Annotated in this window: 30 protein-coding genes and 2 pseudogenes; 9 read left to right on the forward strand and 23 right to left on the reverse strand. The window is 32.4% G+C overall.

Going from position 1 to position 23647, the window contains the following annotated elements:
* From rpmB to NWE55_RS04120, 6 genes are all read right to left on the reverse strand, one after another.
* Positions 1 to 237, reverse strand: a complete 237-nt coding sequence (rpmB, locus tag NWE55_RS04095) for a 50S ribosomal protein L28 (RefSeq protein ID WP_006260304.1) — start codon at positions 235 to 237, stop codon at positions 1 to 3.
* An 81-nt stretch (positions 238 to 318) separates the two neighbouring features.
* Positions 319 to 1563 carry a CinA family nicotinamide mononucleotide deamidase-related protein gene (locus NWE55_RS04100; protein ID WP_155092857.1) on the reverse strand — a complete coding sequence of 415 codons (1245 nt, stop codon included), beginning with the start codon at positions 1561 to 1563 and terminating at the stop codon, positions 319 to 321.
* 11 nt (positions 1564 to 1574) lie between these two features.
* A complete protein-coding gene (locus NWE55_RS04105; protein ID WP_258204623.1) occupies positions 1575 to 1919 on the reverse strand; it encodes a histidine kinase in 345 nt (114 codons plus the stop codon).
* Between the two features lie 4 nt (positions 1920 to 1923).
* A complete protein-coding gene (locus NWE55_RS04110; protein WP_258204624.1) occupies positions 1924 to 2535 on the reverse strand; it encodes a fumarylacetoacetate hydrolase family protein in 612 nt (203 codons plus the stop codon).
* Positions 2536 to 2552: 17 nt separating this feature from the next.
* On the reverse strand, positions 2553 to 3326 hold the full coding sequence (locus tag NWE55_RS04115) for a 3'-5' exonuclease (RefSeq protein WP_155092854.1): 774 nt from the start codon (positions 3324 to 3326) through the stop codon (positions 2553 to 2555).
* Between the two features lie 152 nt (positions 3327 to 3478).
* Positions 3479 to 4519 (reverse strand): cytochrome-c peroxidase, encoded by a 1041-nt coding sequence (locus NWE55_RS04120; protein ID WP_155092853.1) that lies wholly within the window; start codon positions 4517 to 4519, stop codon positions 3479 to 3481.
* A gap of 231 nt (positions 4520 to 4750) precedes the next feature.
* On the opposite strand from NWE55_RS04120, the gene NWE55_RS04125 reads away from it, so the two are divergent.
* Positions 4751 to 5200 (forward strand): hypothetical protein, encoded by a 450-nt coding sequence (locus tag NWE55_RS04125; protein WP_155092852.1) that lies wholly within the window; start codon positions 4751 to 4753, stop codon positions 5198 to 5200.
* 38 nt (positions 5201 to 5238) lie between these two features.
* On the opposite strand, the gene NWE55_RS04130 is transcribed toward NWE55_RS04125, so the two are convergent.
* From NWE55_RS04130 to NWE55_RS04155, 6 genes are all read right to left on the reverse strand, one after another.
* Complete coding sequence (locus NWE55_RS04130) at positions 5239 to 5676, reverse strand: acyl-CoA thioesterase (RefSeq protein ID WP_155092851.1); 438 nt, start codon at positions 5674 to 5676, stop codon at positions 5239 to 5241.
* A gap of 54 nt (positions 5677 to 5730) precedes the next feature.
* Positions 5731 to 6699 (reverse strand): DUF4421 family protein, encoded by a 969-nt coding sequence (locus NWE55_RS04135; RefSeq protein WP_155092850.1) that lies wholly within the window; start codon positions 6697 to 6699, stop codon positions 5731 to 5733.
* Between the two features lie 60 nt (positions 6700 to 6759).
* Positions 6760 to 7161, reverse strand: a complete 402-nt coding sequence (locus tag NWE55_RS04140; RefSeq protein ID WP_155092849.1) for a hypothetical protein — start codon at positions 7159 to 7161, stop codon at positions 6760 to 6762.
* A gap of 466 nt (positions 7162 to 7627) precedes the next feature.
* Complete coding sequence (locus NWE55_RS04145) at positions 7628 to 8443, reverse strand: DNA alkylation repair protein (RefSeq protein ID WP_155092848.1); 816 nt, start codon at positions 8441 to 8443, stop codon at positions 7628 to 7630.
* Positions 8444 to 8493: 50 nt separating this feature from the next.
* Complete coding sequence (locus NWE55_RS04150; protein ID WP_155092847.1) at positions 8494 to 9117, reverse strand: hypothetical protein; 624 nt, start codon at positions 9115 to 9117, stop codon at positions 8494 to 8496.
* 70 nt (positions 9118 to 9187) lie between these two features.
* Positions 9188 to 9814, reverse strand: a complete 627-nt coding sequence (locus NWE55_RS04155) for a redoxin family protein (protein WP_155092846.1) — start codon at positions 9812 to 9814, stop codon at positions 9188 to 9190.
* Positions 9815 to 9905: 91 nt separating this feature from the next.
* Between NWE55_RS04155 and NWE55_RS04160 the strand changes: the two genes are divergently transcribed.
* Positions 9906 to 10250 carry a winged helix-turn-helix transcriptional regulator gene (locus tag NWE55_RS04160; RefSeq protein WP_155092845.1) on the forward strand — a complete coding sequence of 115 codons (345 nt, stop codon included), beginning with the start codon at positions 9906 to 9908 and terminating at the stop codon, positions 10248 to 10250.
* 10 nt (positions 10251 to 10260) lie between these two features.
* On the opposite strand, the gene NWE55_RS04165 is transcribed toward NWE55_RS04160, so the two are convergent.
* From NWE55_RS04165 to NWE55_RS04175, 3 genes are read right to left on the reverse strand one after another with little or no spacing between them, the layout of a single operon-like run.
* The gene (locus NWE55_RS04165; RefSeq protein ID WP_155092844.1) at positions 10261 to 10923 is read right to left on the reverse strand and encodes a VOC family protein; all 663 of its coding nucleotides are present in this window, start codon (positions 10921 to 10923) and stop codon (positions 10261 to 10263) included.
* 32 nt (positions 10924 to 10955) lie between these two features.
* Positions 10956 to 11258, reverse strand: a complete 303-nt coding sequence (locus NWE55_RS04170) for a DUF2695 domain-containing protein (protein WP_230381546.1) — start codon at positions 11256 to 11258, stop codon at positions 10956 to 10958.
* Between the two features lies 1 nt (position 11259).
* Positions 11260 to 11931 carry a DUF6304 family protein gene (locus tag NWE55_RS04175; RefSeq protein WP_155092843.1) on the reverse strand — a complete coding sequence of 224 codons (672 nt, stop codon included), beginning with the start codon at positions 11929 to 11931 and terminating at the stop codon, positions 11260 to 11262.
* 140 nt (positions 11932 to 12071) lie between these two features.
* Here NWE55_RS04175 and NWE55_RS04180 point away from each other — a divergent pair, with 140 nt between their 5' ends.
* From NWE55_RS04180 to NWE55_RS04200, 5 genes and pseudogenes are all read left to right on the forward strand, one after another.
* Positions 12072 to 12605, forward strand: a complete 534-nt coding sequence (locus NWE55_RS04180) for a hypothetical protein (protein WP_258204625.1) — start codon at positions 12072 to 12074, stop codon at positions 12603 to 12605.
* Between the two features lie 40 nt (positions 12606 to 12645).
* On the forward strand, positions 12646 to 12936 hold the full coding sequence (gene tnpA, locus NWE55_RS04185) for an IS66 family insertion sequence element accessory protein TnpA (protein WP_258204220.1): 291 nt from the start codon (positions 12646 to 12648) through the stop codon (positions 12934 to 12936).
* Positions 12936 to 13274, forward strand: a complete 339-nt coding sequence (gene tnpB / locus NWE55_RS04190; RefSeq protein WP_258204378.1) for an IS66 family insertion sequence element accessory protein TnpB — start codon at positions 12936 to 12938, stop codon at positions 13272 to 13274. The genes tnpA and tnpB overlap by 1 nt, the downstream gene beginning before the upstream one ends.
* Before the next feature lie 49 nt (positions 13275 to 13323).
* Positions 13324 to 14895: an IS66 family transposase gene (gene tnpC / locus NWE55_RS04195; RefSeq protein ID WP_258204584.1), complete on the forward strand. Its 1572-nt coding sequence runs from the start codon at positions 13324 to 13326 to the stop codon at positions 14893 to 14895.
* A gap of 51 nt (positions 14896 to 14946) precedes the next feature.
* Positions 14947 to 15696 (forward strand): annotated as a pseudogene (locus NWE55_RS04200) (retropepsin-like aspartic protease); the annotation flags it as partial.
* A gap of 76 nt (positions 15697 to 15772) precedes the next feature.
* Here the strand turns inward: NWE55_RS04200 and NWE55_RS04205 are convergent.
* From NWE55_RS04205 to NWE55_RS04220, 4 genes are all read right to left on the reverse strand, one after another.
* Positions 15773 to 16240: a protein Asterix gene (locus NWE55_RS04205; RefSeq protein WP_155092841.1), complete on the reverse strand. Its 468-nt coding sequence runs from the start codon at positions 16238 to 16240 to the stop codon at positions 15773 to 15775.
* A gap of 145 nt (positions 16241 to 16385) precedes the next feature.
* Positions 16386 to 16772 (reverse strand): VOC family protein, encoded by a 387-nt coding sequence (locus NWE55_RS04210; RefSeq protein WP_258204626.1) that lies wholly within the window; start codon positions 16770 to 16772, stop codon positions 16386 to 16388.
* A gap of 150 nt (positions 16773 to 16922) precedes the next feature.
* Positions 16923 to 17450, reverse strand: coding sequence for a hypothetical protein (locus NWE55_RS04215; protein WP_160339849.1), 528 nt, complete (start codon positions 17448 to 17450; stop codon positions 16923 to 16925).
* A gap of 175 nt (positions 17451 to 17625) precedes the next feature.
* Entirely contained in the window at positions 17626 to 18168 is a 543-nt protein-coding gene (locus tag NWE55_RS04220; RefSeq protein WP_258204627.1) for a tetratricopeptide repeat protein, read from the reverse strand.
* 65 nt (positions 18169 to 18233) lie between these two features.
* Between NWE55_RS04220 and NWE55_RS04225 the strand changes: the two genes are divergently transcribed.
* Together NWE55_RS04225 and NWE55_RS04230 are read left to right on the forward strand one after the other, a co-directional pair.
* The gene (locus NWE55_RS04225; RefSeq protein WP_240142878.1) at positions 18234 to 18533 is read left to right on the forward strand and encodes a transposase; all 300 of its coding nucleotides are present in this window, start codon (positions 18234 to 18236) and stop codon (positions 18531 to 18533) included.
* A gap of 5 nt (positions 18534 to 18538) precedes the next feature.
* On the forward strand, positions 18539 to 19405 hold the full coding sequence (locus NWE55_RS04230) for an IS3 family transposase (protein ID WP_258204062.1): 867 nt from the start codon (positions 18539 to 18541) through the stop codon (positions 19403 to 19405).
* Between the two features lie 19 nt (positions 19406 to 19424).
* Here the strand turns inward: NWE55_RS04230 and NWE55_RS04235 are convergent.
* The 4 genes and pseudogenes from NWE55_RS04235 to NWE55_RS04250 form a co-directional block, all read right to left on the reverse strand.
* Positions 19425 to 19721, reverse strand: a pseudogene (locus NWE55_RS04235) (tetratricopeptide repeat protein); the annotation flags it as partial.
* A 281-nt stretch (positions 19722 to 20002) separates the two neighbouring features.
* Positions 20003 to 21280, reverse strand: a complete 1278-nt coding sequence (locus NWE55_RS04240; protein WP_258204629.1) for a hypothetical protein — start codon at positions 21278 to 21280, stop codon at positions 20003 to 20005.
* On the reverse strand, positions 21270 to 22487 hold the full coding sequence (locus NWE55_RS04245; RefSeq protein WP_258204630.1) for a hypothetical protein: 1218 nt from the start codon (positions 22485 to 22487) through the stop codon (positions 21270 to 21272). Before NWE55_RS04245 ends, NWE55_RS04240 begins: the two co-directional genes overlap by 11 nt.
* Before the next feature lie 69 nt (positions 22488 to 22556).
* Positions 22557 to 23477, reverse strand: a complete 921-nt coding sequence (locus NWE55_RS04250; RefSeq protein WP_160339940.1) for a helix-turn-helix transcriptional regulator — start codon at positions 23475 to 23477, stop codon at positions 22557 to 22559.
* Positions 23478 to 23647: the final 170 nt, after the last annotated feature.

The raw sequence follows: 23647 nt of genomic DNA on the forward strand, positions 1-23647 counted from the left end.
TTATTTTACTAACCCTTTTGCTTTAGCATCTTTCAATACCGCAGTAATACCTTTTTTATTAATTGTTTTTAATGCAGATGTTGATAATTTCAATGTTACCCATCTGTCTTCTTCAGCAATGTAGAAACGTTTTTTAACTAAGTTTACAGAAAACTTTCTCTTAGTTTTATTCATCGCGTGAGAAACGTTGTTTCCAACCATTGCTCTTTTACCAGTAATTTCACAAACTCTTGACATTATTTCTTATCTTTTATTTCAATATTCAAAATCAGGGTGCAAAGTAACGAAAAAGAAAATTATCTTACAAATTCTTTTAGGTTATTTTTTTAATATTTCATTATATATCAATTCTAAACCCTTTGCTATTGCGCTATTTATAACCTTTTCCCTTGGTTGTCCTAACTCATATTTTTTTGCAAATATACGAGAAGGTGTTGCAATCCCAATATATACTGTTCCTACTTCAACATCAGAATCTCCCTTCGACGGTCCAGCATTTCCAGTAGTTGCTATAGCGTAATCACTCTTAAACTTTAATCGCGATTGCAGTGCCATTTCCATAGCTACCTCTTCACTAACTACTGAATGTTGTTGTATTGTTTCAGGATTAACTCCTAAAATACTTACTTTACTCTCTGTTGCATAACAAATAATTCCTCCTTTAAAGTAAGCCGAGGAACCTGGTAACGCATTGAACAAAACTGCAAAACGTCCACCTGTACAACTTTCTGCAAAAGAAATAGTTTTATTTCGATTTTGCAACTCTTTTATGACAATTTCAGGAAAATCAATATCTTCATATGCCCTTATGTAAGGCAATACCTTTTCGGGAATCAAAGAAACCTGATTATCAATCTCTTTCAATAATAATTCACGATCACTCCCCCTGGTTGATAATCGCAATCTAACTTTCCCAGGACTTGGCAGATAAGCAAGCTTTATATTTGGAGGCATTCTATCTTCCCACTCTGCTAAATATTCAGCTAATAAACTCTCGCCAATACCATAAGTGATTATCGTTTTATGAACATTAAATACACCTTGAAAGTGTTTCTTAATATAAGGCACTAATTCTTCTTCAAAAATGGTTTTCATTTCAAAAGGAACTCCTGGAAAAGAAACAAAAGTGGTATTCTCTTTTTGCATCAACATACCTGGAGCAGTACCTACTGTATTAAATAAAACAGTAGAAGTAGAAGGTACTAAAGCCTGTTGCTTATTAATATCAGAAATAGGCTTTTTAAAAATACTTTCCAACAGTACAGTGACGTGTTCAAGTACTTTGCTATTCTCAACTAAGACATCATCAAAAAACTCACAAAAGACCTTCTTAGTAACATCATCCTTAGTCGGACCTAAACCACCAGTTAAAATAACCAAGTCACGTTTTCCAACACAATTCGCCAAAGCCTTCTTTATCTCCTCACTTTTATCTGAAATAGTAAGGATCTCATCGACCTGAAAACCAAGTTTATCTAATTCCTTAGCTAAATACGCAGAGTTAGTATCGATAATTTGACCTATCAATATTTCATCTCCAATCGTTACAATGCTTGCGTGCATAAGTATTCGCTTTATAAGTCAAAATCTTTCTTTATCTCTTTACGAGCATTTTTCACATGCAGTTGAAAAGATTTGAAAATTTCTTTCACTTCCTTTGTCTTTCCTTGATCCAAAGTCCACTCTTCAATTTGATTAGCCTCGTCAATAGCTTGATCAACACCTAAAAACTCCAAGGAAGGTTTTAAGCTCTTTATATGCTTTTCTACTTTAGCATACTCTTTCTCGTCAATCCCCTTTTTAATCTTCTTTAATCGCTTTTTTGAGTCCAATAGAAAATCAATCAGTCGGGCGCGTACTAACTCCTTATCATTATTATACTCCCTATATAAAGGTCCTAAATCGTAATATAACGCCATACAATTATTTTACATTTAAACGCAGTACTTTCTTGCCTTCGATTGTAGCTTCAAGAACATCTCCTTCAAAAACTTTACCCACTCCTGCAGGTGTTCCTGTAAATATTAAATCGCCTTTTTTCAACGTAAAATACTTTGACACTTCAGCTATAACTTCATCAATATTCCAAATCATCTGAGAGGTAGACGCCTTTTGAACTATATTGTTATTCTGTTCTAATGTAAAAACGCTATCATAAAGATTACTAAGCTCACTCTTATCAAAAAACTCTCCCACCGCTGCAGCCCCATCAAACGATTTAGCCTTCTCCCATGGCAAGCCTTTCTCTTTTAGCATAGACTGTACATCTCTTGCTGTAAAATCAATTCCCAATGTTACTTCATCATAGTATTTTGAAGCAAACTTCGGTTCGATATACTTTCCTACCTTGGTGATTTTTACCACTACTTCAACTTCGTAATGCACGTCATTTGAAAATTCAGGAATAACAAAAGGCACCTCTTTTCCCAATAAAGCAGAATCAGGCTTAATAAACAAGACAGGTTCTGCTGGTCGTTCATTATTTAACTCCTCAATATGATCAACATAATTACGACCAATACATAGAATTTTCATATTCTATTACTTTTAATTTAAAACTTAGTATTCAGTTTTCGCAATTTAATTGCTGTCAACACTTTTTTGGTATACAAAGGAAAATCAGCATTCTGAATCCAACCATAATAGCCTGGCTCATTCTCTAATACTTCTTCAACAAGCGCACCTTTGTGTTTTCCAAAAGTAAAAATCTCTTGATCATCTTCGTTCAATGCAATAAAACCTGCAAAATCAACACTTTTCTTACGCGTAGTAAACTCAGATAAAAACTTCATATCATTTTCCAAATCCTCGTAACGATCCAATTGAGCTTTCAAGATTTCATAAGTTGCATTTGTATCTGCCTCAGCTGAATGCGCATTTTCTAAAGATTCATTACAATAAAAGCGATAAGCTGCACTTAAAGTTCGCTCTTCTTTCTTGTGAAAAATAGTTTGTATATCTACAGATACGCGATTTCCCATATCAAAATCAACACCTGCACGCAACAACTCTTCGACCAATAAAGGAATGTCAAAACGATCCGAGTTGAAACCAGCTAAGTCTGAATCTTTTATCATATTAAAAATAAGTGGTGCTAACTCCTTAAAAGTTGGTTCATTTGCAACTTTCTCGTCAGTTATTCCGTGTATAGCTATTGACTGAGGAGGAATAGGACGCTCGGGATTCACTAACCAAGTTTTACTTTCCTTATTCCCATTCGGAAATACTTTTAAGATTGCTATTTCTACGATTCTATCTCTTGCTACATCGATGCCTGTTGTCTCTAAATCAAAAAAACAAATAGGTCTATTTAATTTCAACTCCATTATTCAAATTGTTTAACTACAAATATAGGAAATGTAAATCAGTAGGTAATATGTAAAATAGTTAACTTTTATCAATTACATGAAACAAAAATAGGTCATCTACAATAATTAGATAACCTATCTCTGATTTTAAAAATATTAAAATTCTATTATTAGCCTACTTTTTCTTCAAATGGAGATTTTTTTACTTCATCTTCAATATCACATGACAAACTTTCTAAAAATGCTGTAATGTCATTTACCTGTTCATCCGTCAACTCTTTGTTGCTTTGAAGTTTTCCCATAATGCGAACAGCTTCTTTCAAGTCTACGATTGAACCATCGTGGAAATAAGGACTTGTATGTTGAATATTGCGCAATCCTGGAACTTTAAACATATATTTCTCTCCTTCTTTTTTAGATAAATCGTATAACCCTGCATCTATATTTTTAGATTTTGTCAACTCCCAGTAATCTCCATATACTCCAAATTTCTGAAACATTTGTCCACCCAATGCCACACCATTATGACAAGTAATACACCCTGTACTAATAAATTCTTCGAGACCTTTTTTCTCTTGGGCAGTTAAAGCTTTATCATCACCTTCTAAAAACTTGTCAAATCTACTCTCTGGGTTTAAAGTTCTTTCGAAGGCACCGATAGCTCCTGTCAGATTTTCAAATGTAATTGGGTCTGCTTCCCCTTGATATACCTCTGCGAACATCTTTTGATACATCTCAATTTTTTTTATGCGATCTATCAATTGTTTTTCACTTTTAATATTGTGTTCTACAGGATTTAATATAGGTCCTCCTGCTTGTTCCTCAACATCCTTGGCTCTACCATCCCAAAATTGCATTTTATGCAACGAAGCATGAAACACTGTTGGCGAATTTCGTCCACCTAAAGATCCGTCATCACCTGGTGAAAACGCTTTATTATCTACTCCAAAAGTTTCAAGATTATGACAGGAGTTACAACTTATATTTCCCTCGCCTGAAAGACGAGTGTCAAAATAAAGATACTTACCTAATGCTACTTTATTGTCGTCCAGCTTTTCGTATTCTACTGATGAAATAGGTTGAAAGAATGTTTTCGCTTTAGTTAATAACTCTGACTCTATATTGTTCGATTCTGTATTCTCTTGAGTTGTCGTTGTCTTTTTACAAGCTACAAAAGAACAAAGCACTGCAAGTGCTAACACTTTTTTCATGGTTAATTATTTTAGTATTGTCGCTATTAGTTTTATACACTAAAATTACCCATACTACTATACTATAATTATGACAAATATCAGATTAAACCAAAATAACGTTTACTTAAAAACAAGTAATAAAACATATTAATAATTCAAATAAACTATCTAAAAAAAACACATTGAATAAATATTATTTTGTTTTATTAAAATATTATTCTATTTTGGTGGTAACCAATTCAACTTACTATGAAAAGTTTTTTAACATTATCGACTATTACAGTTGGCTTATTGTTTCTTACAAGCTGCCAGACAACTGAAACAATAGTATCCTCACCGTACTCGTTAAATAAAAGTAACAACAATATCTACTCAGCTAAAACTTTTATGTTTAAAAACTACTACTTCACATATAACAATGGCGAGGCAACGTTAGTTTATCAACAAGACAAAAAGTTAAACAACGACTCGAAACCAGTCTTTTTATCTCTAAAAGAAAATAGTGAGGTAACAAAATACCAAGAATTCATTGATGAAGATAGAGAAATCATCGTAAGGATTATAAGTGATCATGAAGTGAGATTAAGAGTCAATAAATCATCTTATACCTTATACAACCCAAACTATGTTAAAGAAGCAAATGCTGATACAGATAAGATTCTCGCAGACATTGCTATATGGAGAAACTCCAAATATTAATAAAAGAAAGCTATACTTAAAAGTATAGCTTTCTTTTATTATAAAGCAGGTTCATACCCCTTAACTTCCTCCTTAAACCATTCAGGTATTTCAATTGTTTTTTTCTCCCTCATATCTACCATTACCTGAGCACTTGTTCCCATAGCATGTACTATAATACTATTGTCTTTCCCATCACTGATTATAGCGTATTCGATATCGAAACTCTTAGTACCCAATCTAGAAATACGCACACCTATCCTGGGATTTCTTACATTTAATTTAATTTCCTTTATATAGTTACAAGTAATGTTCGCAATTACGAACATATCCTTCATCCAATCCCAAGTTCGAGATGCTTCGTCCACATACTTCCCTCTACCTATTTGAAAATACTCTATATAATAAACATTATTAACATGTCCCAAGGCGTCCATATCATTCCAGCGAACTTCTAATGGTGCAAAAAATCGATAATCTGTTATATTAAATTCCATCTGTTATAAACTTTTTTTGAAAGATATAAAAATGTGCCAATACACACGCAATAGTTAGCGTTTCTTTTTCACTATATCAACCAAATCATACTGTAGAATCTTAGGATCTTTCTTTAATGAGAATCGCTTCGTTATTGAAAACCTAAAACTATTATTGGTCAACTGTGTTTGATATTCATCTTTAAAGTTCAAGTAAAGTGAGTTTAAGATAGAAGTCACACCTATCACCCAATCATCACTTTGATAATACAAAGCAAATCTTCCCATCACCTGAGGATTGACAATAAAACGTGTATTATCAGTGAGCAAATTCTTTTCAATAGCTCCATTTATTCCAAGAGTAAAGGAACCTGCTACTAAAAAATTGCGGAAAGCAACCCAATTGTAACCATAACCCACATGAGGCCCGATGCTAATCGTTCTCTTATCGTAGTCAGATATGATATCTGAAAAAGAAGGAATATTTTTTAAAGTACTATAAAAAACACCTGCACCTACCAATAAAGAACCAGCTGATTTCAACTGCTTTTCACTATTGTCATAAGCTGCTGCAACAGAATACTTACGCGAATTAAAAACGTGCTGATACAATACTCCATAAAGGTTAATCTTTAAATTGTCATAGTGATTATACTCATTGCTCTTAGAGATTGGCAAGGAGAACCCTTTATACTGCTGAAAATATATATCTAATACTTGATTCTTGCCGTAGTAATGATACTTCAAATCCCTGGCTTTTGTTTTTGCTTTTGCCTTATCTCTCAGAAACGGAAAGCCGTAACTATAACTCAAAGATGAATTCTTCCACGAAAATCCTAACCCTATACTGGTTGGTTTATTTGGTTCAAAAGAATACTTGTCCGAATCCTCTAAAGTGTAATCTAAAGACAATAAGTCACGCGTCCCAAATATTTTTATACCATAATTGGTCTGATACTTGCCAACATACAAAGAATCTACTTGGCCGAAAGTTGGCCAATAGAACAAAGCAACTAAACTAATTATACTGTATTTTAATTTCATGCAATAAAAAAAACCTTTAGTCAAAACTAAAGGTTTTTCATCATTTAATTATTTATTCTTTTAATTTTCATCATAATCAAACTGGTGAAAATCTTCGAAGTTAACAACTTCATCGCAATTAGCTTCAGAATACTTCTCTTCTCCTGAATCAAACAATACAAAATTTAATCGTTTAAATAGTAAATCAAGCATTTTCTTTTGTCCCTCAGCATCAAGATCCATTTTCATTTTCACAACGTGATCTTTCAAAGGAGTGCTTCTTTCAAGGTCAACACAAATCAAAACAATTTCAAAATTGTGTATACCTGTCAATGAAACTCCTACTACCTTAAACTTGTTACTATCTACATTAAAGTAGTCGCCTATACTACTAATGTAATTCCCCTTATTTGCAGCGATTGTATCTGAGATATCAGCTGCTACACTTCCTACGAAGTCATTGTACTGTACTTTTGCTTTCATAAACAACAAATTTTAATTTTTCTTTTCACAAGCGAAGATAGTAAAACATTAGTTCTTAACACAATATAGCTTTCGTTTTCAGACTCTATCAATAAACGAGCATTCACAAAGAAAAATCAAAGATTTTTATATCAAAAAAGATAAATAATCACACATTTTTAATACATAAGTACACAATAAGTTATTTTTTTAATACAATTATCAACTTAAAGCAATTAAAGTTATTTTTATTTAATAATAATACATATTTCACTTAATTAGTAATAATAAATTAAAAATACGAAGAATCAACATACATTATTCACAATATTTTATTCAAAAATAACAAATAAAACATCTACAACCCCTCCTTTCCTTTAACACTTTTTATCCAAAAAGGATACTTTTTAAAGTTTTGACAATTAATAGCAGTTATTAGCCCCTCTTATTTAGCCCTTTTCCTTTTAAAGGACATAAGCATTTATAACTAAATTTTAATATTAACTTCTTTTAGACTTCTCAGTGCTTTCATGACAAACGCATACATTGACTTACTCTTATCTGAGGAGTTCCACCATCTCATACAAGTTTCCTCAACAAAAGTAGGTTGAGATTTCGATGCATCATTTAACCAATTAGCGACACTATCTTTTACATATTTTGATGAATCCCCTTTTAGCGCTTCTAACAACGGTAATCCTAATTCTGGTTTCTCTTTTAATTCATTTATATGCTTACACCAAACACCTCTTGGACGAGTTGATTCAGTAGTAAACCTGCGGATATACTCATTCTCATCTTTCGTCCATTCAAACAATAGACTCAAACTTTCTTCTAAGTGCTCAATAATATCCTCTCGCACAGCCATCCAACAAATCTCTCTCACTCCAAAATGACTATCAGCAGCAAAATCTCTAATGGCCATGAGTTTATCGGCAATAGTAAACGACTCGTTATAATGAATAAAATAAGTAGCCCAACAACGAACCAAATCACTCTTGTGATTCTTTAGTAAATGAAAGAGTTCACTATCGCTATCTTCATTAGACAAATGATATAGTGTATATCCGATACACTGATTTATAGTGTTTACTGTTTTCTTTTCTAAACCGTCTACGGCATCTAAAACACAGTTGATATAATTCTCTCTATCCAAAGAGATTAAAACATTCTTGACTAAAACACGCTGATCAATAGCTAACCACTCTGTCAAATTAACACTTGACAATTCCCCCGCATTCAAACCAGATAATACATCTACTGGAATATCTTTTATTGATCGAGCTCCTTTCCTTTTTTCCATTTCCTTTCTTATAAAAAAATAAAGCCCAGTGAGCTTTATTTAATGATCCATTATGATTTCAATTTTTTTATCTTATCCTTTATCTTCTTATCAACTTCTTTGATATAATACTCTGCTAAAGAGAAACTCGATTCAATATTACTCGTTATTACAGCAAGTTCGCCCTCTATAAAGTAATTTACCTCCTTGACGTACATACACTGATCCACATTAAACTCATCGGAATTTCTATCTACATGAAACACCAACTGTTGACTAACAACCAAAGCTATGCGATTCTTATCAAAATAATAAGCATCTAACATTTCTTTATCTATCTTACGCACAACAATTTTTTGAATTTCATGTTTATCATTGTAGTATAAAGTAGTTAAACCAACCACAACCTTAGTAGCAAACTCTTTTGTTGATACTTCAGACCAATCTTTAATAGCATTAATACAATTAAATACTTTGACTACTGGTTTGACAACACTAATACTTGACTCTGTATATTCCAACTCACTTTCCTGTGTAATTTGCTCCAGCAAACTATTTGAAAGCTTATCATCTACAGACAATGCTCGTTCGTACATCAGCATTATATCATCTGTGTTTATTGTATCACTTTTACACGAAGTCGCAATAAGAGAACAAAAAACTACGCATACAAATAAAAAAACACGATTAGTCATAACTTTAATTAATTTTAATCACAATTTAACAATTATAATTATAATACTAAAGTCAAAACCTATTTAATTTTTACAGTATACTTTTTAGGTCTAAGCGATTGCTATAATCCACGTCCAAATATCTATAACCAATCATCCCTTCTTCGTCTACAAAGTACACAGCGGGTACTGATAATTCCACTTTCTCAGTCTGATTTAAAAGCTTCAAATCTAAACCTAAAGCTTCATAATGTGGTTGCACAAAATCTTGAAGTTCAAAATTAATCCCCAAGGCCTTACCTATCGCCAATCCCCAATCTTGTACAATGCGAAAAGGCATTTGCATCTCAGCTTTCCATTTCTTTAAGAGTGCAACATTCATAGGAGATACCACAATTACCTCAACGCCTTTTTCTTCCAATTCTTTTTGATAACTCATTAGATGAGCAAGCTCTACATTACAAAAAGGACACCAACTTCCCCTTACAAAACTTACCAACGCTTTCTTCCCTTTAAACAAATCGACAATGGAAATCAACTGCTCATTCTCATCAACTACTGGGACAGAAGGAAACGCCATTCCCACTTCAGATACTCTACCAAATTCTTGTGTTTTCAAATCTGCTATCGAATCGCCAAATGCTGTTAATACTTCTATAGGTAATTGCGTTTGCATACCTTGAGTCACCTCGGCTAATGCCTGTTTTATTTCTTTCATAATAAAGTCTTATTTTTGCAAAGGTGATAATCCGTTTATTACTATACAATACCGCATATATTCCCCCCATAGGGATAAAAAAGTCACTTTTATGAATACAAAGGCACGAGCAATAGAAGAAAAAATTTGTCCACTTGAATTTGCTGTTAATGCAATCAGTGGAAAGTGGAAGATTCCCATCGTTTGGCAGATCAACCAAGGTCATAAACGCCCAAGTGAAATGCTTAAAGGAATTATGAAAGTAGACCGCCGCGTACTCAATCAACAACTAAAAGAGTTAGAACAAGATGGAGTATTATACAAAGTAAATTATAATGAACTTCCGCCAAAGGTAGAATATCATCTAACCTCATTAGGAGAACAATTAGTAGAAGTACTATGGAAATTAAATGCTTGGGGAGAGACCTTATTAAAACAAAAAGAGACTAATAAATAGTCTCCTTCTCTTATTTTAGCTCCTGACTATCAATAGAAATCATCATTTCATTTGATTCTATAATAGCGCTGAGATTTGAATACTTGGCAGGAATAGAAGTAGGATACCAATTTCGATTAGGACTTACCATAATGAGTAACCCTTGATCATCTCCTAATGCTAAGAAACTTTCTGTTGGTTTAGCCTTGTCAAAATACGACAAATCATATTCTGCTATTAACTTCTCCGCTTGTTTTATTGGGTTTTCCACTACCAATCCAATTTCACTAATACACGTAATTTGTGCAGGATTGAAAGGCCCATCAATTGATAACTGTATATCTTCTCTTGCTATGAATTCCAATATATTGCCATCATTATCTCTAAAATAGATAGACTGCGCTTTCCACTCCTCAAAAGTAGTTACCAGATTACCCTCAACATTTTTTATCAAATCTAATTTACCTTCCGCCCATTTCAATGACTCATTCAATTGAGAAGAAGGAATATTAAATGCTAAGTGATAAATCTCCACAGGAGTACTTACTGCTTTTAGAGTAAGAATAGTTTCCCCTGCCTGAACTGAAAAAAACGCTGAGGACTCCTCCAATAATTCAAATTCCAAAACTTCTGTATAGAACACTTTACTTTTACTTAGATCTGTCGTTTCTATATCTACATTTACTATATACATAATATTTTTATTGTTTAAATTATTCTGTTTAACTATTCAAAGTACTCCTCTACATTCCATAGTACCTCACAATCGCAATAGCCACCGTGCTCTCTTAACCACACTACTACACCTTCAATATTCTTAATATCAATTCTATTCAGTATCTCCACTGTTTTCGAACTCGTATGATCACATCCACAAATCTCAAGTTGCTCATCTAATGCGTCAAACAATTGAGTAAAAAATGCTCTCTCCATAGGCAAGCTCTCTTCAAATAACCTTTGTTGTTCTTCTTGCCATTGTTGCTTTAATTCCCTTTTGCGTTGTTTTTCAATCTGCTTATCATTCATCATATTACCTAAATGCTCCCTTGACTCCCCTTACTTCAAATTTTTCACATAATGCTATCTCTTGTACAATAGCAATCTTATCCCTTTCTTCTTGACAGAGTATCTCATACTCAATCTTATTTGTCACATTCTTATAATGCTCCTGTAATTGACTAAAGCACATCATCGTCCCAAAAGCACTATTTCCATATATACTGTAATCACCATACAAACAACCATAGCAATTCTTGAAATAATACCCCTGAGGTAACTGTTTCACTACTTGATCAAATGCTGTTTCTATAGTATCCCCTTTACCACATAAGGTACTTTTACCTAAATCAAAGGACAAACAAATTCCCTCATGAGCTATTGATTGCTTCTCCAAGGTATAATTACCTATTTCAGCTGCTAATCGCAATTGAATAGGAATGGGTTGTTCTGTTTGACCACTACAACACAAAAACTGAAGTATATCCAATTCCAGCGTACAATTGCACAATGATCTCCTTTGATCTTTGGTAACGGAATAAAATTCATTATTCGATATAACTTCGTTTCCTTGATAACAAAGATCTGTAAATTCTGATCCTTTAAAAGTTGCATCGCCTATACTTACAGTTAAATATCTACCGTCATTCAACACGTCAATGGGCAGGTGATAATCCTTATGTTTATATCTTCCTTTATAAATCATAGCTTACACTTATACGATCAAATCTACGACCATTTACAAAATATGTCCTTGTTAACAACAATAAAACGCCCTAAGTCAATAAAAATTATTCTTATTCTTAATAGAAAATAAACTACTATTGCACTACCAATCCTATAGTTATGAAAAAAACAATACTTTTTCTATGTTTAATTATCTGTTCTACGCTCAACGCTCAAATACATTTAAACCCAGACCTACACAAATTGGTTGTACAACACAAATACGGTGAGTTACATTTAAAGAATAAAACAAATCAAGAAAAAGACAAATACTTCTTCGATGCAGTATATTACAGCAGTGTAAATCAACCCAAAACCTCTCAACAGTATTTAGAAAAGCTAATAGAAGAAGATTCGTTATTCCTACAAAAGATAGAATACTGGAAACTCGCAAGTGAAAATAATATCAAACTTTTCAATTATAACCAAGCTTATTTAGCTTCAAAACACATATTGGAGAACTTCAAAGACAAACTAAGTCCTGAAGAGCTAAGTGATGAGCAAAATAACTTAAATATATGGTTTACTTTAAAAGATGTGCCTAACCAAGAAATTAGCAGTTTTAAAACTGTAGAAATTGTTACCCAGAAAGACTTAGCTAACCTAACGACTATCGAAGTAACGTATCCACGCGAGCAACCACATATTTCATAAGCTAACTTAAGGTAGTAAGTTTGTTTCAAATAATAAATAGATGAGCAAACAAGAAATAATGTATTCTCATGTAGAGGATTGGAGAACAAGTGGATTAACGCAATCAAGATACTGTGAAAGTGTAGGAATTAAATTAGCAACCTTTAGTTATTGGGTGGTTAAGTATAAGGCAAAGTCAGAGTCAACACAATTAGACAATAATTTTATAACTGTGACAAAAGACCAAGTAAGCAATAGTCAAGAATATGAAATCGTATATCCCAATGGTGTAAAGCTACGTGTACAAACAGACAATCTTAGCGAACTATATTCATTAGTAAACTTAGTATAATGTTTAGTTTGAGTAGTTCTAATCAATTTCATTTGTATAGACAAGCTTGTGATATGCGCAAGAGTTTTGATAGCCTTTGTGGACTTGTCCAGAATGAACTTCATCAAGTAGCTCATAACGGGAGAGTCTATATATTTATCAATAGACGCTGTAATCAAATGAAGCTCTTGCATTGGGAAGCAGGAGGCTTTGTACTATACCACAAACGCTTAGAACAAGGAACTTTTGCTTTTCCCACCCATAGTAAAGCTCAAATAAGTTGGAGTGATTTAGTACTGATGGTAGAGGGAATCCAGGTTATCAAAAGTAACCAAAAAAGGCGTTTTTCATTGAAGTAAAACAGGTTAAAACCTTGTATATTTAAGGCTTTTGACGTATTTTTACTTCATGGAAATAGACTTAGAAAACTTATCGAAAGAACAACTTTTGGCGCTTATAAAAAAGCAGTCCAAGACTATTTCCAAACAAGACAAAGTAAATACTAAGTTAGAGCAAAAGACATCTAAGTTAGAGCAAAAGACATCTAAGCTAGAACAAGAAAAGCAAGAACTCCAACGCTTAGTAGATCTTTTACGACGCATGCAATTTGGACAAAAACGCGAGCGTTTCGAAGACCCTAATCAAACACAGTTACCTTTAGAGGTTCAGCAAGCAGTCTTAGAAGAACAAGAAGAAGTAATCAAACAAGAGATCACTTATTCTCGTCAGAAGAAAAAACATCCAGGAAGAGCTAAACTACCTGATCATTTACCAGTAGAAGAAATAGAAATCTACCCAGAGGGAGATTTATCTGATAAGATTTGCATTGGTAAAGAAACTACAGATGTGTTAGATTATGTTCCAGGTTACTTTAAAATCAAACGGTACATCCGATATAAATACGCCACGAAAGATAAAGACAACACTCAAATTAGTATTGCATTGCTTCCAGAGCGAATTATAGATAAAGGAATACCTTCAGAAGGATTATTATCTACAATACTTGTTGACAAGTATGTAGATCACCTTCCACTATATCGCCAGAAGCAACGCTTTTCAAGAGAAAATATCGATATAGCTTCTTCTACTATAGATGGCTGGGCAACTCAAAGCATGGATGCTTTAAAACCACTATATGAAAAGCTTCTGCTGGACATCAAAAATGAAGGATATCTTCAAGTTGATGAAACCACCATCAAAGTCTTAGATGAGAAAAAGAAAGATAAATCTCATCTTGGGTATTATTGGGTGTATCACGCACCTATATCCAAACTCGTAATGTTCAATTACAGTCCCACACGTAGTGGTAGCGCTGCACTACCTGTATTAGAAAACTTCAAAGGATATCTGCAAACCGATGGTTATAGCGGATACAAAGCCTATGGAGCTAAGTCAGATGTAACGCATCTTGGTTGTTGGGCACATGCTCGTCGTGAGTTTGAAAGAGCTCTTGACAATGATAAGACAAAAGCACAGCATGTACTTATAGAAATACAGAAACTATATGCTGTGGAAAAAAAGGCGAAGGAACAAAACTTAACACCTGATCAAATCAAAGAGCTTCGTCTAAAAGAGAGTTTACCTATCATCAATGAATTGGGTAAATATATGTTTGTTCAAATGAAACTTACACTTCCTAAAAGTCAAATAGGCAAGGCCTTTGCTTACTCTCAAACTAGATGGGATAATCTTAGTGCGTACTTATATGATGGAAATCTACAGATTGACAATAATCTTGTAGAAAACGCTATTAGACCTGTAGCGCTTGGTCGTAAAAATTACTTGTTCGCAGGATCACACGATGCAGCGCAAAGAGCAGCGATGGCTTATACCTTTTTTGCTAACTGCAAAAAACACGATGTTAATCCATATCAATGGCTTAAATATGTTCTAGAAAATATTCAATCTATCAATCATAAGAATATTACAGATTTATATCCTCATAACTATAAAAAGGCAATCTCTGACGCTGTAGAATAATTTTTATACCTCACAAGATGTACTTGCTAGGGTGGATACGAAGTAACAGCAAACAACACCCAAAAAGATTTTGTCTTTGATACAGGAGCAGGTCTCAACTGTATTACAATATCTTTAGCAAAAGAGATGAACTTCACAATCTTACCCGATAATAACGTAACCGCAAGAAGCTTTACAGGAGTCAACAATAAGGTGCTATTAGCTATTGCACCAAAACTACAGATTGGCAGTTTAACCGTCACTAATGCTGTTTTCCTCGTTTATCCTGATGAGGCATTTACTTTTGCCAATGGAAAATACAAAATACACGGCATCATTGGATTTCCAATAGCAAAAGACTTAGGTACAATTACTTTTGAGAAAAACCAACTAACATTTGCTAAAAACATACAAGACAACAATAGCGATAAGAACTTATATTTTGAATATCTAAGACCAATCTTATTACTCAAATACAAAGGAGAACAACTTCCTTTTAATTTAGATACAGGTGCTCAGAAAAGTCAATTTAGCAAACCTCTATTTGATTTATTTAAAGAAGAAATCAGCGCAAAAGCAAAGAAAATAACTACCACAACAAGTAGTGCTGGAGCACAAGAAAAAACACAAAACCTTTATCTGCTCAAAAACCAAAAGTTTTGGCTAACAAATAAGAAAATCAAATTACCCGAAATGTTGATTGACTTCAACAATATAGATGTATATGGCCCCTATAATTACGGAAATATAGGTCAAGATATTTTATCTCAGTACAAAAAGGTAATTATAAGTTTTAATCACAACTACCTAAAATTAGAATAAACAAATAGGCCTGGTTTAAAACCAGGCCTATTTGTTAAAAAGATGATCAAAATCTTGAATGATTCAAAGTACCATTTCATCTATTCTGCCATATTGATTCATTCTCTTCAACTTTTTCTATTTTATCGAATTTACTTACAATTTGTTTTTTATCTGCTAACGAAAATAAGTCACTGTCTTTTATCTTCTTAAAAAATAAAACGATTACAGCGATGATACTTAGTCCTATAGCCCCCCATACAGATACCTTCCACATTGTCACGACTGAGCTAATAAGATATAGCACTCCAATATATTGCATTGGTATCCAGAATAAAGTGTGATTGTTTTTATAACGATAGTATTGATTATCTTCTTCGTGAAACAATATCTTTTCTTCATTCCACAATACACCCAATACCCATGTTGCTATACCTGCAAGTAATGTCCCTATAGAAAAAACAAGTTCTCCACTTACTTCTTTTCCAAATACAATTCTTGGCACAACACATCCTATCAAAAAGAATATTAACGCTAAAATACCACGTCCTGACCAAACTACCATTTCGAACTATTTAATGATGACAATACTACCTAAATATCAATACCTTACAAAGTAAAAAAATGAATTATCATTCATACAAGTAATTGGTATTTTGTACAAAACTACAGCTAATTCTAAAAACAATTTTATCCTTTTTGGATACTTTTTACATACTCGTACACAATTCAATTAAAAAACCATTATTATCTAACACATAACCTACCGTCTGTCCCCACGGCTTTACTGTCACAGACTCATGTATTGTGCCTCCTGCTTGTTCTACCTTCTCTATAGCTGAGAGTACATCATCGACAACAAATCCCAACTCTATCCCAAAAGGTTTCTCTTTATTCACCTGTTGATAGCCTTTACTCAAATTACTCGAGGCTAAATCAATATGTGCAAATGCAATCGTTGTATCTCCTGATATCAACTCTCCATAATCTTGCTCTGGAGTGACAAACTTTCTTACAAACCCAAAAGCCTGTTCATAAAACTGAATAGTAGCTTCTACATCCACTACATACATAATAGTATAACTGTATTTTATCATTCCTTTCTATCTAAAAAATTCTTCTTCTATTTAATTTATACTACAAGGTAAGTATTCTATATGGTGAAATTGTTACATACAAAAACAAAAAGTCGAAGTATTAACTCCGACTTTTTTTATATCTTTTTATTAGTCACTGTAAACCAACTCCTATCCCTCAAAATCTCCACAGTCGTGAACTTCAAAAGACTCCAGCAAACTCTTAAGCGTATAGAAACCCGCTGGTCTGTATAGCTTTTGATCAATCTCTTGTCCTTTCACTGTTAATTGATATACAGGATATTCATCCACTCTCTTAAATACAAACTCATTAAGAGGAGTGTGTATAACAATCACATTATCCATCTCTTCTATTTTAGTAATCTTATAGGATATTTGCGTATGTAGGTCACATGCGTTCATTAAATTTATCATCTCTCCATCCACGATTATATTTGCTACATCACAAGCATAACAACTTCCTCCAAATTCAAGTCCGTATTTTGCAGTTACTTCTGTAGCCTCTGCATTAACAATCTCCATCGGAACAAGTAGTTCACTTTGCAATTGATTTACTTTTTCACTGACAACTATCTCAGTTACATTATCAGCTGTTTCAGTTCCTGCTGTAGCCGAGTCCTTTTGTTTACAACTAATCGTTAACACTATTAGACACACGAGCATTAATGCTTTTTTCATACCTTTTATATTTTGAGCAAATGTAGATATTATTATAACTAAACAGCACCCCTAAAAACAACTAATTTGAATACTTTTCTTAATCCAAAATCAACAATAGACAGTAATTATACAAAACAGGTCTGAATTAGTAACAAAATACACTGTTGTATAATAACTATTAAGTAGTATTTAATTAACGCTGGCTCTTGGGCTTTATCTGATAAGGATATAATTCATACATAGCATTCGCTTCATTGATAGAGTATCCATTCTTATTATATTCCACGAATAACTTAAATGTATCATTTGCTACATTATCTTTTTGCTTATCTTGACAAAGAGTTTTATAATAATAGGCATCCGAAAACTCTTTATACTCCTTAATCGCCATATCAAAATAGTCAATTGCTTCTTGATATAATTCTTGTTCATACTTGACAATCCCTAGATAAAACAGATCAACATGATGTATATCCTGAAATACTTCTTTCTGCTTCTCTACTGCTCTTAAAAAATATTGTTCTGCTGTAGCAAATTCATTCAATTGCAAATAAGACAACCCTATATAAAAAGTATATGTGTGATCCATTTCATACCTATCTCCCCAGCGGAATAAACATTCCTCAAAATCTGCAATTGCATCTTTATAGGTTTTAAGGAACACACATTTAATAAAAGCTCGATAAGGCAAATAACGCTTCACATCATAAAGTACAGCTTTATCTAAATATTCCATACCTACCTTGGACTTGGTAACTTAGCCTGGACATTAAGTTAAGCATAAAAACTTATCTTTGAATTATGAAAAGAATTAGAAAGGCCTACGATGCTGCATTTAAGCAGCAAGCCGTTGAACTGGCTAAGGAAAGAACAAACAAATCAGAATTGGCTCGTGAGCTTGGAATCAGACCTACATTATTGTATAAATGGTGTAAAGAAGCTCAAGAGTTAGGCGATGCTAGTTTTCCAGGCAATGGGAAACAAAAACTTACTCCAGAACAAGCAAGAATTAAAGAGTTAGAGAAGAAGTTAGCAGCTGTCGAATTAGAGCATGAAATATTAAAAAAAGCAATCGGCATTTTCTCAAAGACCGGCAAATGATTTACATGTTCATATTTGATCATGAACATGAATTTCCGATTGGGATTATGTGTAAGGTTTTAGAGGTAAGTAGAAGTGGTTATTATCATTGGAAACGGTCTCCTGTTAATAAAAGACAACAAGCCAAAGCAAATCTAAAACGTGTTATTACAGAAGTTTATCTAGAATTTAAACAGCGTTATGGCAGTCCTCGTCTTACAATAGAACTCAATGCACGAGGATATAAGATATCAAAACCTACCGTTGCTAAGTATATGAAAGAGTTAGGATTACGTAGTAAAGTAGCTCGACGATATAGAATAACCACAGACTCTGAACACAATTATTTAGTGGTTGATAATATTTTAGATAGACAATTTAAACAAACTGAACCAGGGAAAGCCTGGGTGTCTGACATTACTTATATCGCTGTTAAAGAAGGGTTTATTTACCTAACTACAATAATAGATTTATATGATAGAAAGGTTATTGGATGGAGTTTGAGTAAAGATATGTCAACAGAAAACACCACCTTAGCAGCCTTTAAAATGGCTAAAAAGAACAGAGCTTTTGAAGAAGGACTAATTTTCCATTCTGACCAAGGAGTACAATATGCAAACTACAAATTTGCCAACTACCTGAAGTCATTTAAGGTTGTTAGAAGTATGAGTAGAAAAGCAAATTGTTGGGATAATGCCGTAGCGGAAAGCTTCTTTAAATCCTTAAAAGTGGAGATGGTTTATGGAAATTTACAACTAAGTACAAAGAAAATGGAGTCTAAAGTCTTTGAATATATCGAAATGTGGTATAATAAAAGACGCAGACACTCCTACTTAAACTACCAGACAATCAACGAATTTAATCAAATAATAAATAGTAATAAAGCTGCTTAACTAATTGTCCAGATTTCGTTTGGATATCCACCTCATACTTCCTATTTTTAAAATAAGGCATTGCTTTTTGTTGCCATAGATAAGCTATAGTACTATCCTTCTTAAGCCCCTCATCTAAATTGGTTTGCCACTTATTCATATCTAAATAGTAATTATACTGATGAGCACCATTAGTAGCATATTTAGCAATAATACTATCTTGCTTCACTGCTTGCACCTCACTAAGTTGGCGTTCTTCAATATACTTCTGCTTCTCTACAGATAGTTGACATCCTACTAATATAAATAATCCAAAGACGATAAAAGGGTATTTCATAACTATCTACATCTAATTTAGTTATTTAAAAATACTCATTTTTAAATAATAAACATATGATCAAAAGCAACTATACAAAACAAGCCTGAATTTCTCTCCTTCATAAGTTTATGTTTTTCTTTACTTAAATTTCAAATGTAAGTATATAAATAAAGTAAAGTATCATAAATACTGAATAATACTTTACTTTATAGGTAACAGATTACTTAATAGAGCTATACCAAGCCTCTTCTTTATGTCTACTTTCTTTATATTATTAACCCCATGCTTTATTACATATTCTATTTATTTGTCAATAATTCAAGTGCTTTTTCTTTGGTTTCTTTATCAGTTTTACTTTGAACAACCAATTCTAAAGCTTCGTATTCTAAACCATTTTCAAATATCCAAGTAGTTGCACTTATATGAGCTTGCTTACTAGAGGTTTTAAAAATGCTCCCATTTTTCTGAGTATATTTTTCACCATACATCTGTTCAGCATCTTCACATCCAGCTTTACTATTTTGTTTAAAAAGATTAAACATATAGAATACATAAGTACGTTTCCCTACAGTACTTAATTTTTCTTTTAATATTTCACTTCGTAAATCATTAATATCATCCATATTTTCAAGTTTATCTTTACTCTTTTCTTCTTCTATTTCCTTAAGTATTAGATTAATTTGTTCTTTTACTACTTTTTTTCTTTTACTAAAATCACTTTTCTTCCACTTAATTTCCTCTATCCGTTTTTGATTGTTAAGTGATATTTCCTCAACTAAAGCTAACTTACAAAATTCTACATACTCTTCCTTAAACTCCTGTTTAATAAATTCTTGTACTTTAAATAGTAATTCATTTTCTTCTCCTATGTTATTTCCTATGTATTCTAGTTGAGTCCTTTTGGGCACTAAAAATGAGTTAAGTGGATGTATTAATCTTAAAAAATGTGCTTGTAATAATTTCAACTCTTTTGGGCTCAGTTCTTCTTCAACTTCTCTAATTCTTGTTTTTTCATTCCATTGATTGCGATCAGGATTAATAAAAGTATCCTTTAAAACTCCTTTTGGTTCATTCACATAATCTTTACCTACAGCATTTAAATGTGCTAAATACCAACCTCTTCCATTAAGGTTAACTCTATAAGCTTCTTCTCTGTTATAATAACACAATTCTTTCTCACTACTCGTAAACCCAAAAGAACAAATCAAACTAGAGCCTCTAAATAAAGTATTTAAATCCTCAACAGTGTATGGAATATTACTCAATTTGGCACCTGCAAATAACATCGAAAAAGTATTATCACAGAAAACTAATCTATTATTACACTTGTACTTACTTAAAAAACCTCGTCGTAAATAATTATACTTATCTTTACTGAAAGAACCATATAGTCTTAGGAAATAGGTTGCATTATCTTGTTTAATATAATTCACTAACTCCTTGTGAATACTTTTGATAACTTCCTTATGCTCTATAAATTGTTTTTTGACAACTTGCTCTATAAAATCATCTACATTATTTACACTTCCTTTTAATACAGCATCAAAAGAAAAGTCAGCAATCTTTTTAAATATCATATCTTTCTTTTTTTATCATCAGTTCTACAAACCACTTTTCTAACTTATCTCTATTTTCTTGATTGCACTCTTTTATCAGAAAGAATACCCTTTTATCCAAAAAAAAGAATGGAGTAGTGAAGTACATTTTCTTCTCTCTTGCTGCATCTTTAACAGCAACTCCTGTTACTTCATTTAATACAAACCAATTCACTCCAAATACTTTCTTACAGTATTCAGGATCCATTGTCAGATTATCTATATCCTCTTCACTAAGGAGTCGCTCTTTAGAAAGATAAGCAAACAACACCCTTCCCATTTCTTTACTATTAAACTTTCTAAAGCTTTTTAGTACCTCTATGATCTTTTTATTCTTATTACTGATATATCCTTTTTGATCACCCAAAAAATACTCGGAATACAATGTGGGAAACTTTAATAATATATCAATATCTACCGTATTCCCTTTCTCTGGATAAGGACTTATATCTTTCTTTCTATCATTATATGCCAGCTCTTGATACCTCTTTAATTCCCATGCATTCAATATCTTTTGGTCTTGAATTAACTTTGCAGTTTCTACATAAGGATAAAGTATAACATAAGTTCCTAACAGATTCGTATTTCGACCAAACTGTATCGGCAAAGCTATATCGTCTATAATACCTTTTATCTGATAGACAGGATGTTCGCTACCCGTATATTCAACTAATTCTAAATCATATCCTAACCATGTAAAATCTCCTTTGCTTCCTAACATCCCCATAAAAACAGCTGCATGCCAATGCCTCAATACAATAACCTTTGGCTTAATCACCTCTTCTATCAGTTTTTGTGTTACCGTTAATTGATCTTCTAAAAACATAAGACCATTTACGTCATCTATCAATTGTTCAACTACTTTATCCTTTTCATTAGTTCTGTAGTAAAATAAATCTGCATAAGCAAAATCATCTCTTAAGTCTATATCAAACAGACGATGTTCTAATGAAGATAGAATACGTTTAAAGTACTCCTTGTTTTTTAAATTTTTATCTAATTGACTTCTGACATTATATTTTACTGCTTGATTCAAAGATTCCTCTTCAAAAGAAGGATTTAATCCTAAAAACAAGAGATCTTTCTGTTCAATATTCTCACTGTAACAAAACTCTCTCTCAATTAAATCTGCAGGTATACTTTTCGCATACCTTTTCCAAATTTGTGCTACTTTCATAGATAGTGTCATAATCCGTAATTTTAGTTATGACAAACTTATGTTAGCCAATGGCAAAAAAAAGTACATTGACAAATTATATTAATATTTATCTAAAGCCTTCTTTAATTCTGTTATAATTTCATTTCTTAATGTTATGGGTTCTAAGACTTCTATATGAGAGCCATAAGATAATATCCAGTTTTTTAATTCATTATTTAACTTAACCCTCAACGTGAATATTACTTCCTTCTCAGTTTCACTCACTATAGTCTGAGATTCGTGAATTTTAGCTATCTTAATATAATTCATCTTTTCTTCATCACATCGTAATTTCACCAAATCAACATCATTTCTTAAATCAACCCCAATTGCATCTTTGTATATATTAAAATTTATAGGTTCACTTAATTCAAACTTTTCTTTTTGGATAATTAATTCTTGTATTCTATCTAACCCATACATCATATATTCTCTATTATCCACAGGTTCAACTACTAAATACCATCTATTGTTATACTCTTTTAAAAATAGCGGTACAATATTTTCTCTTTTCTTTCTTTCTTCATTTTCGAAACGCTTATGAACAATAGTTAACTTTCTTTTTTGCTGTATTGCTTCTATACATTTATCTATCCACAAAAAACCTTTCACATCTTCAGAAAATTCAGATTGAACATATTTAGTAAAAGAGGTGAAACCTTTCATCTTAGTACTCAAGAGCTCTAATCCAAGAAATCCCATTAGTCGATATATCTTTTTTATTGTTCCACTTTTATCTTCATCTTCATCTTCATTTACTATTTGAACTCTTTTATCTCCAAAATTAAAACTTAGATTAATACCAAAGTCTTTTTCTAAATCACCTCTTAGATCAGTAATAAATCTATCTGAAACCAATTCATTATCCATTTCAGCCTCAATAGCTTTTTTTAAATCGCTTCTTGTATATCTATCATTTCCCTCCTTATCTAAAACATTGTCCAGCAATAACATCATCCCTTTAATTTTCTTGATTGACATAGTCCTTCTTTTTTAATTACCTAATATACCTAATTTCTACTCTCCTCCAATTCACTTTTCCGTAAACACCTCTACTTTTCGAGTAAACATACTCCTCTATCTCCTCTTAACCTTCCAAACTCAAACAACACACTATCTTATAATAAACATACCTACATAAACTAAAACTA

The sequence above is a fragment of the Myroides albus genome (assembly GCF_024722315.1).
In the GTDB taxonomy this organism is placed as follows: domain Bacteria; phylum Bacteroidota; class Bacteroidia; order Flavobacteriales; family Flavobacteriaceae; genus Flavobacterium; species Flavobacterium album_A.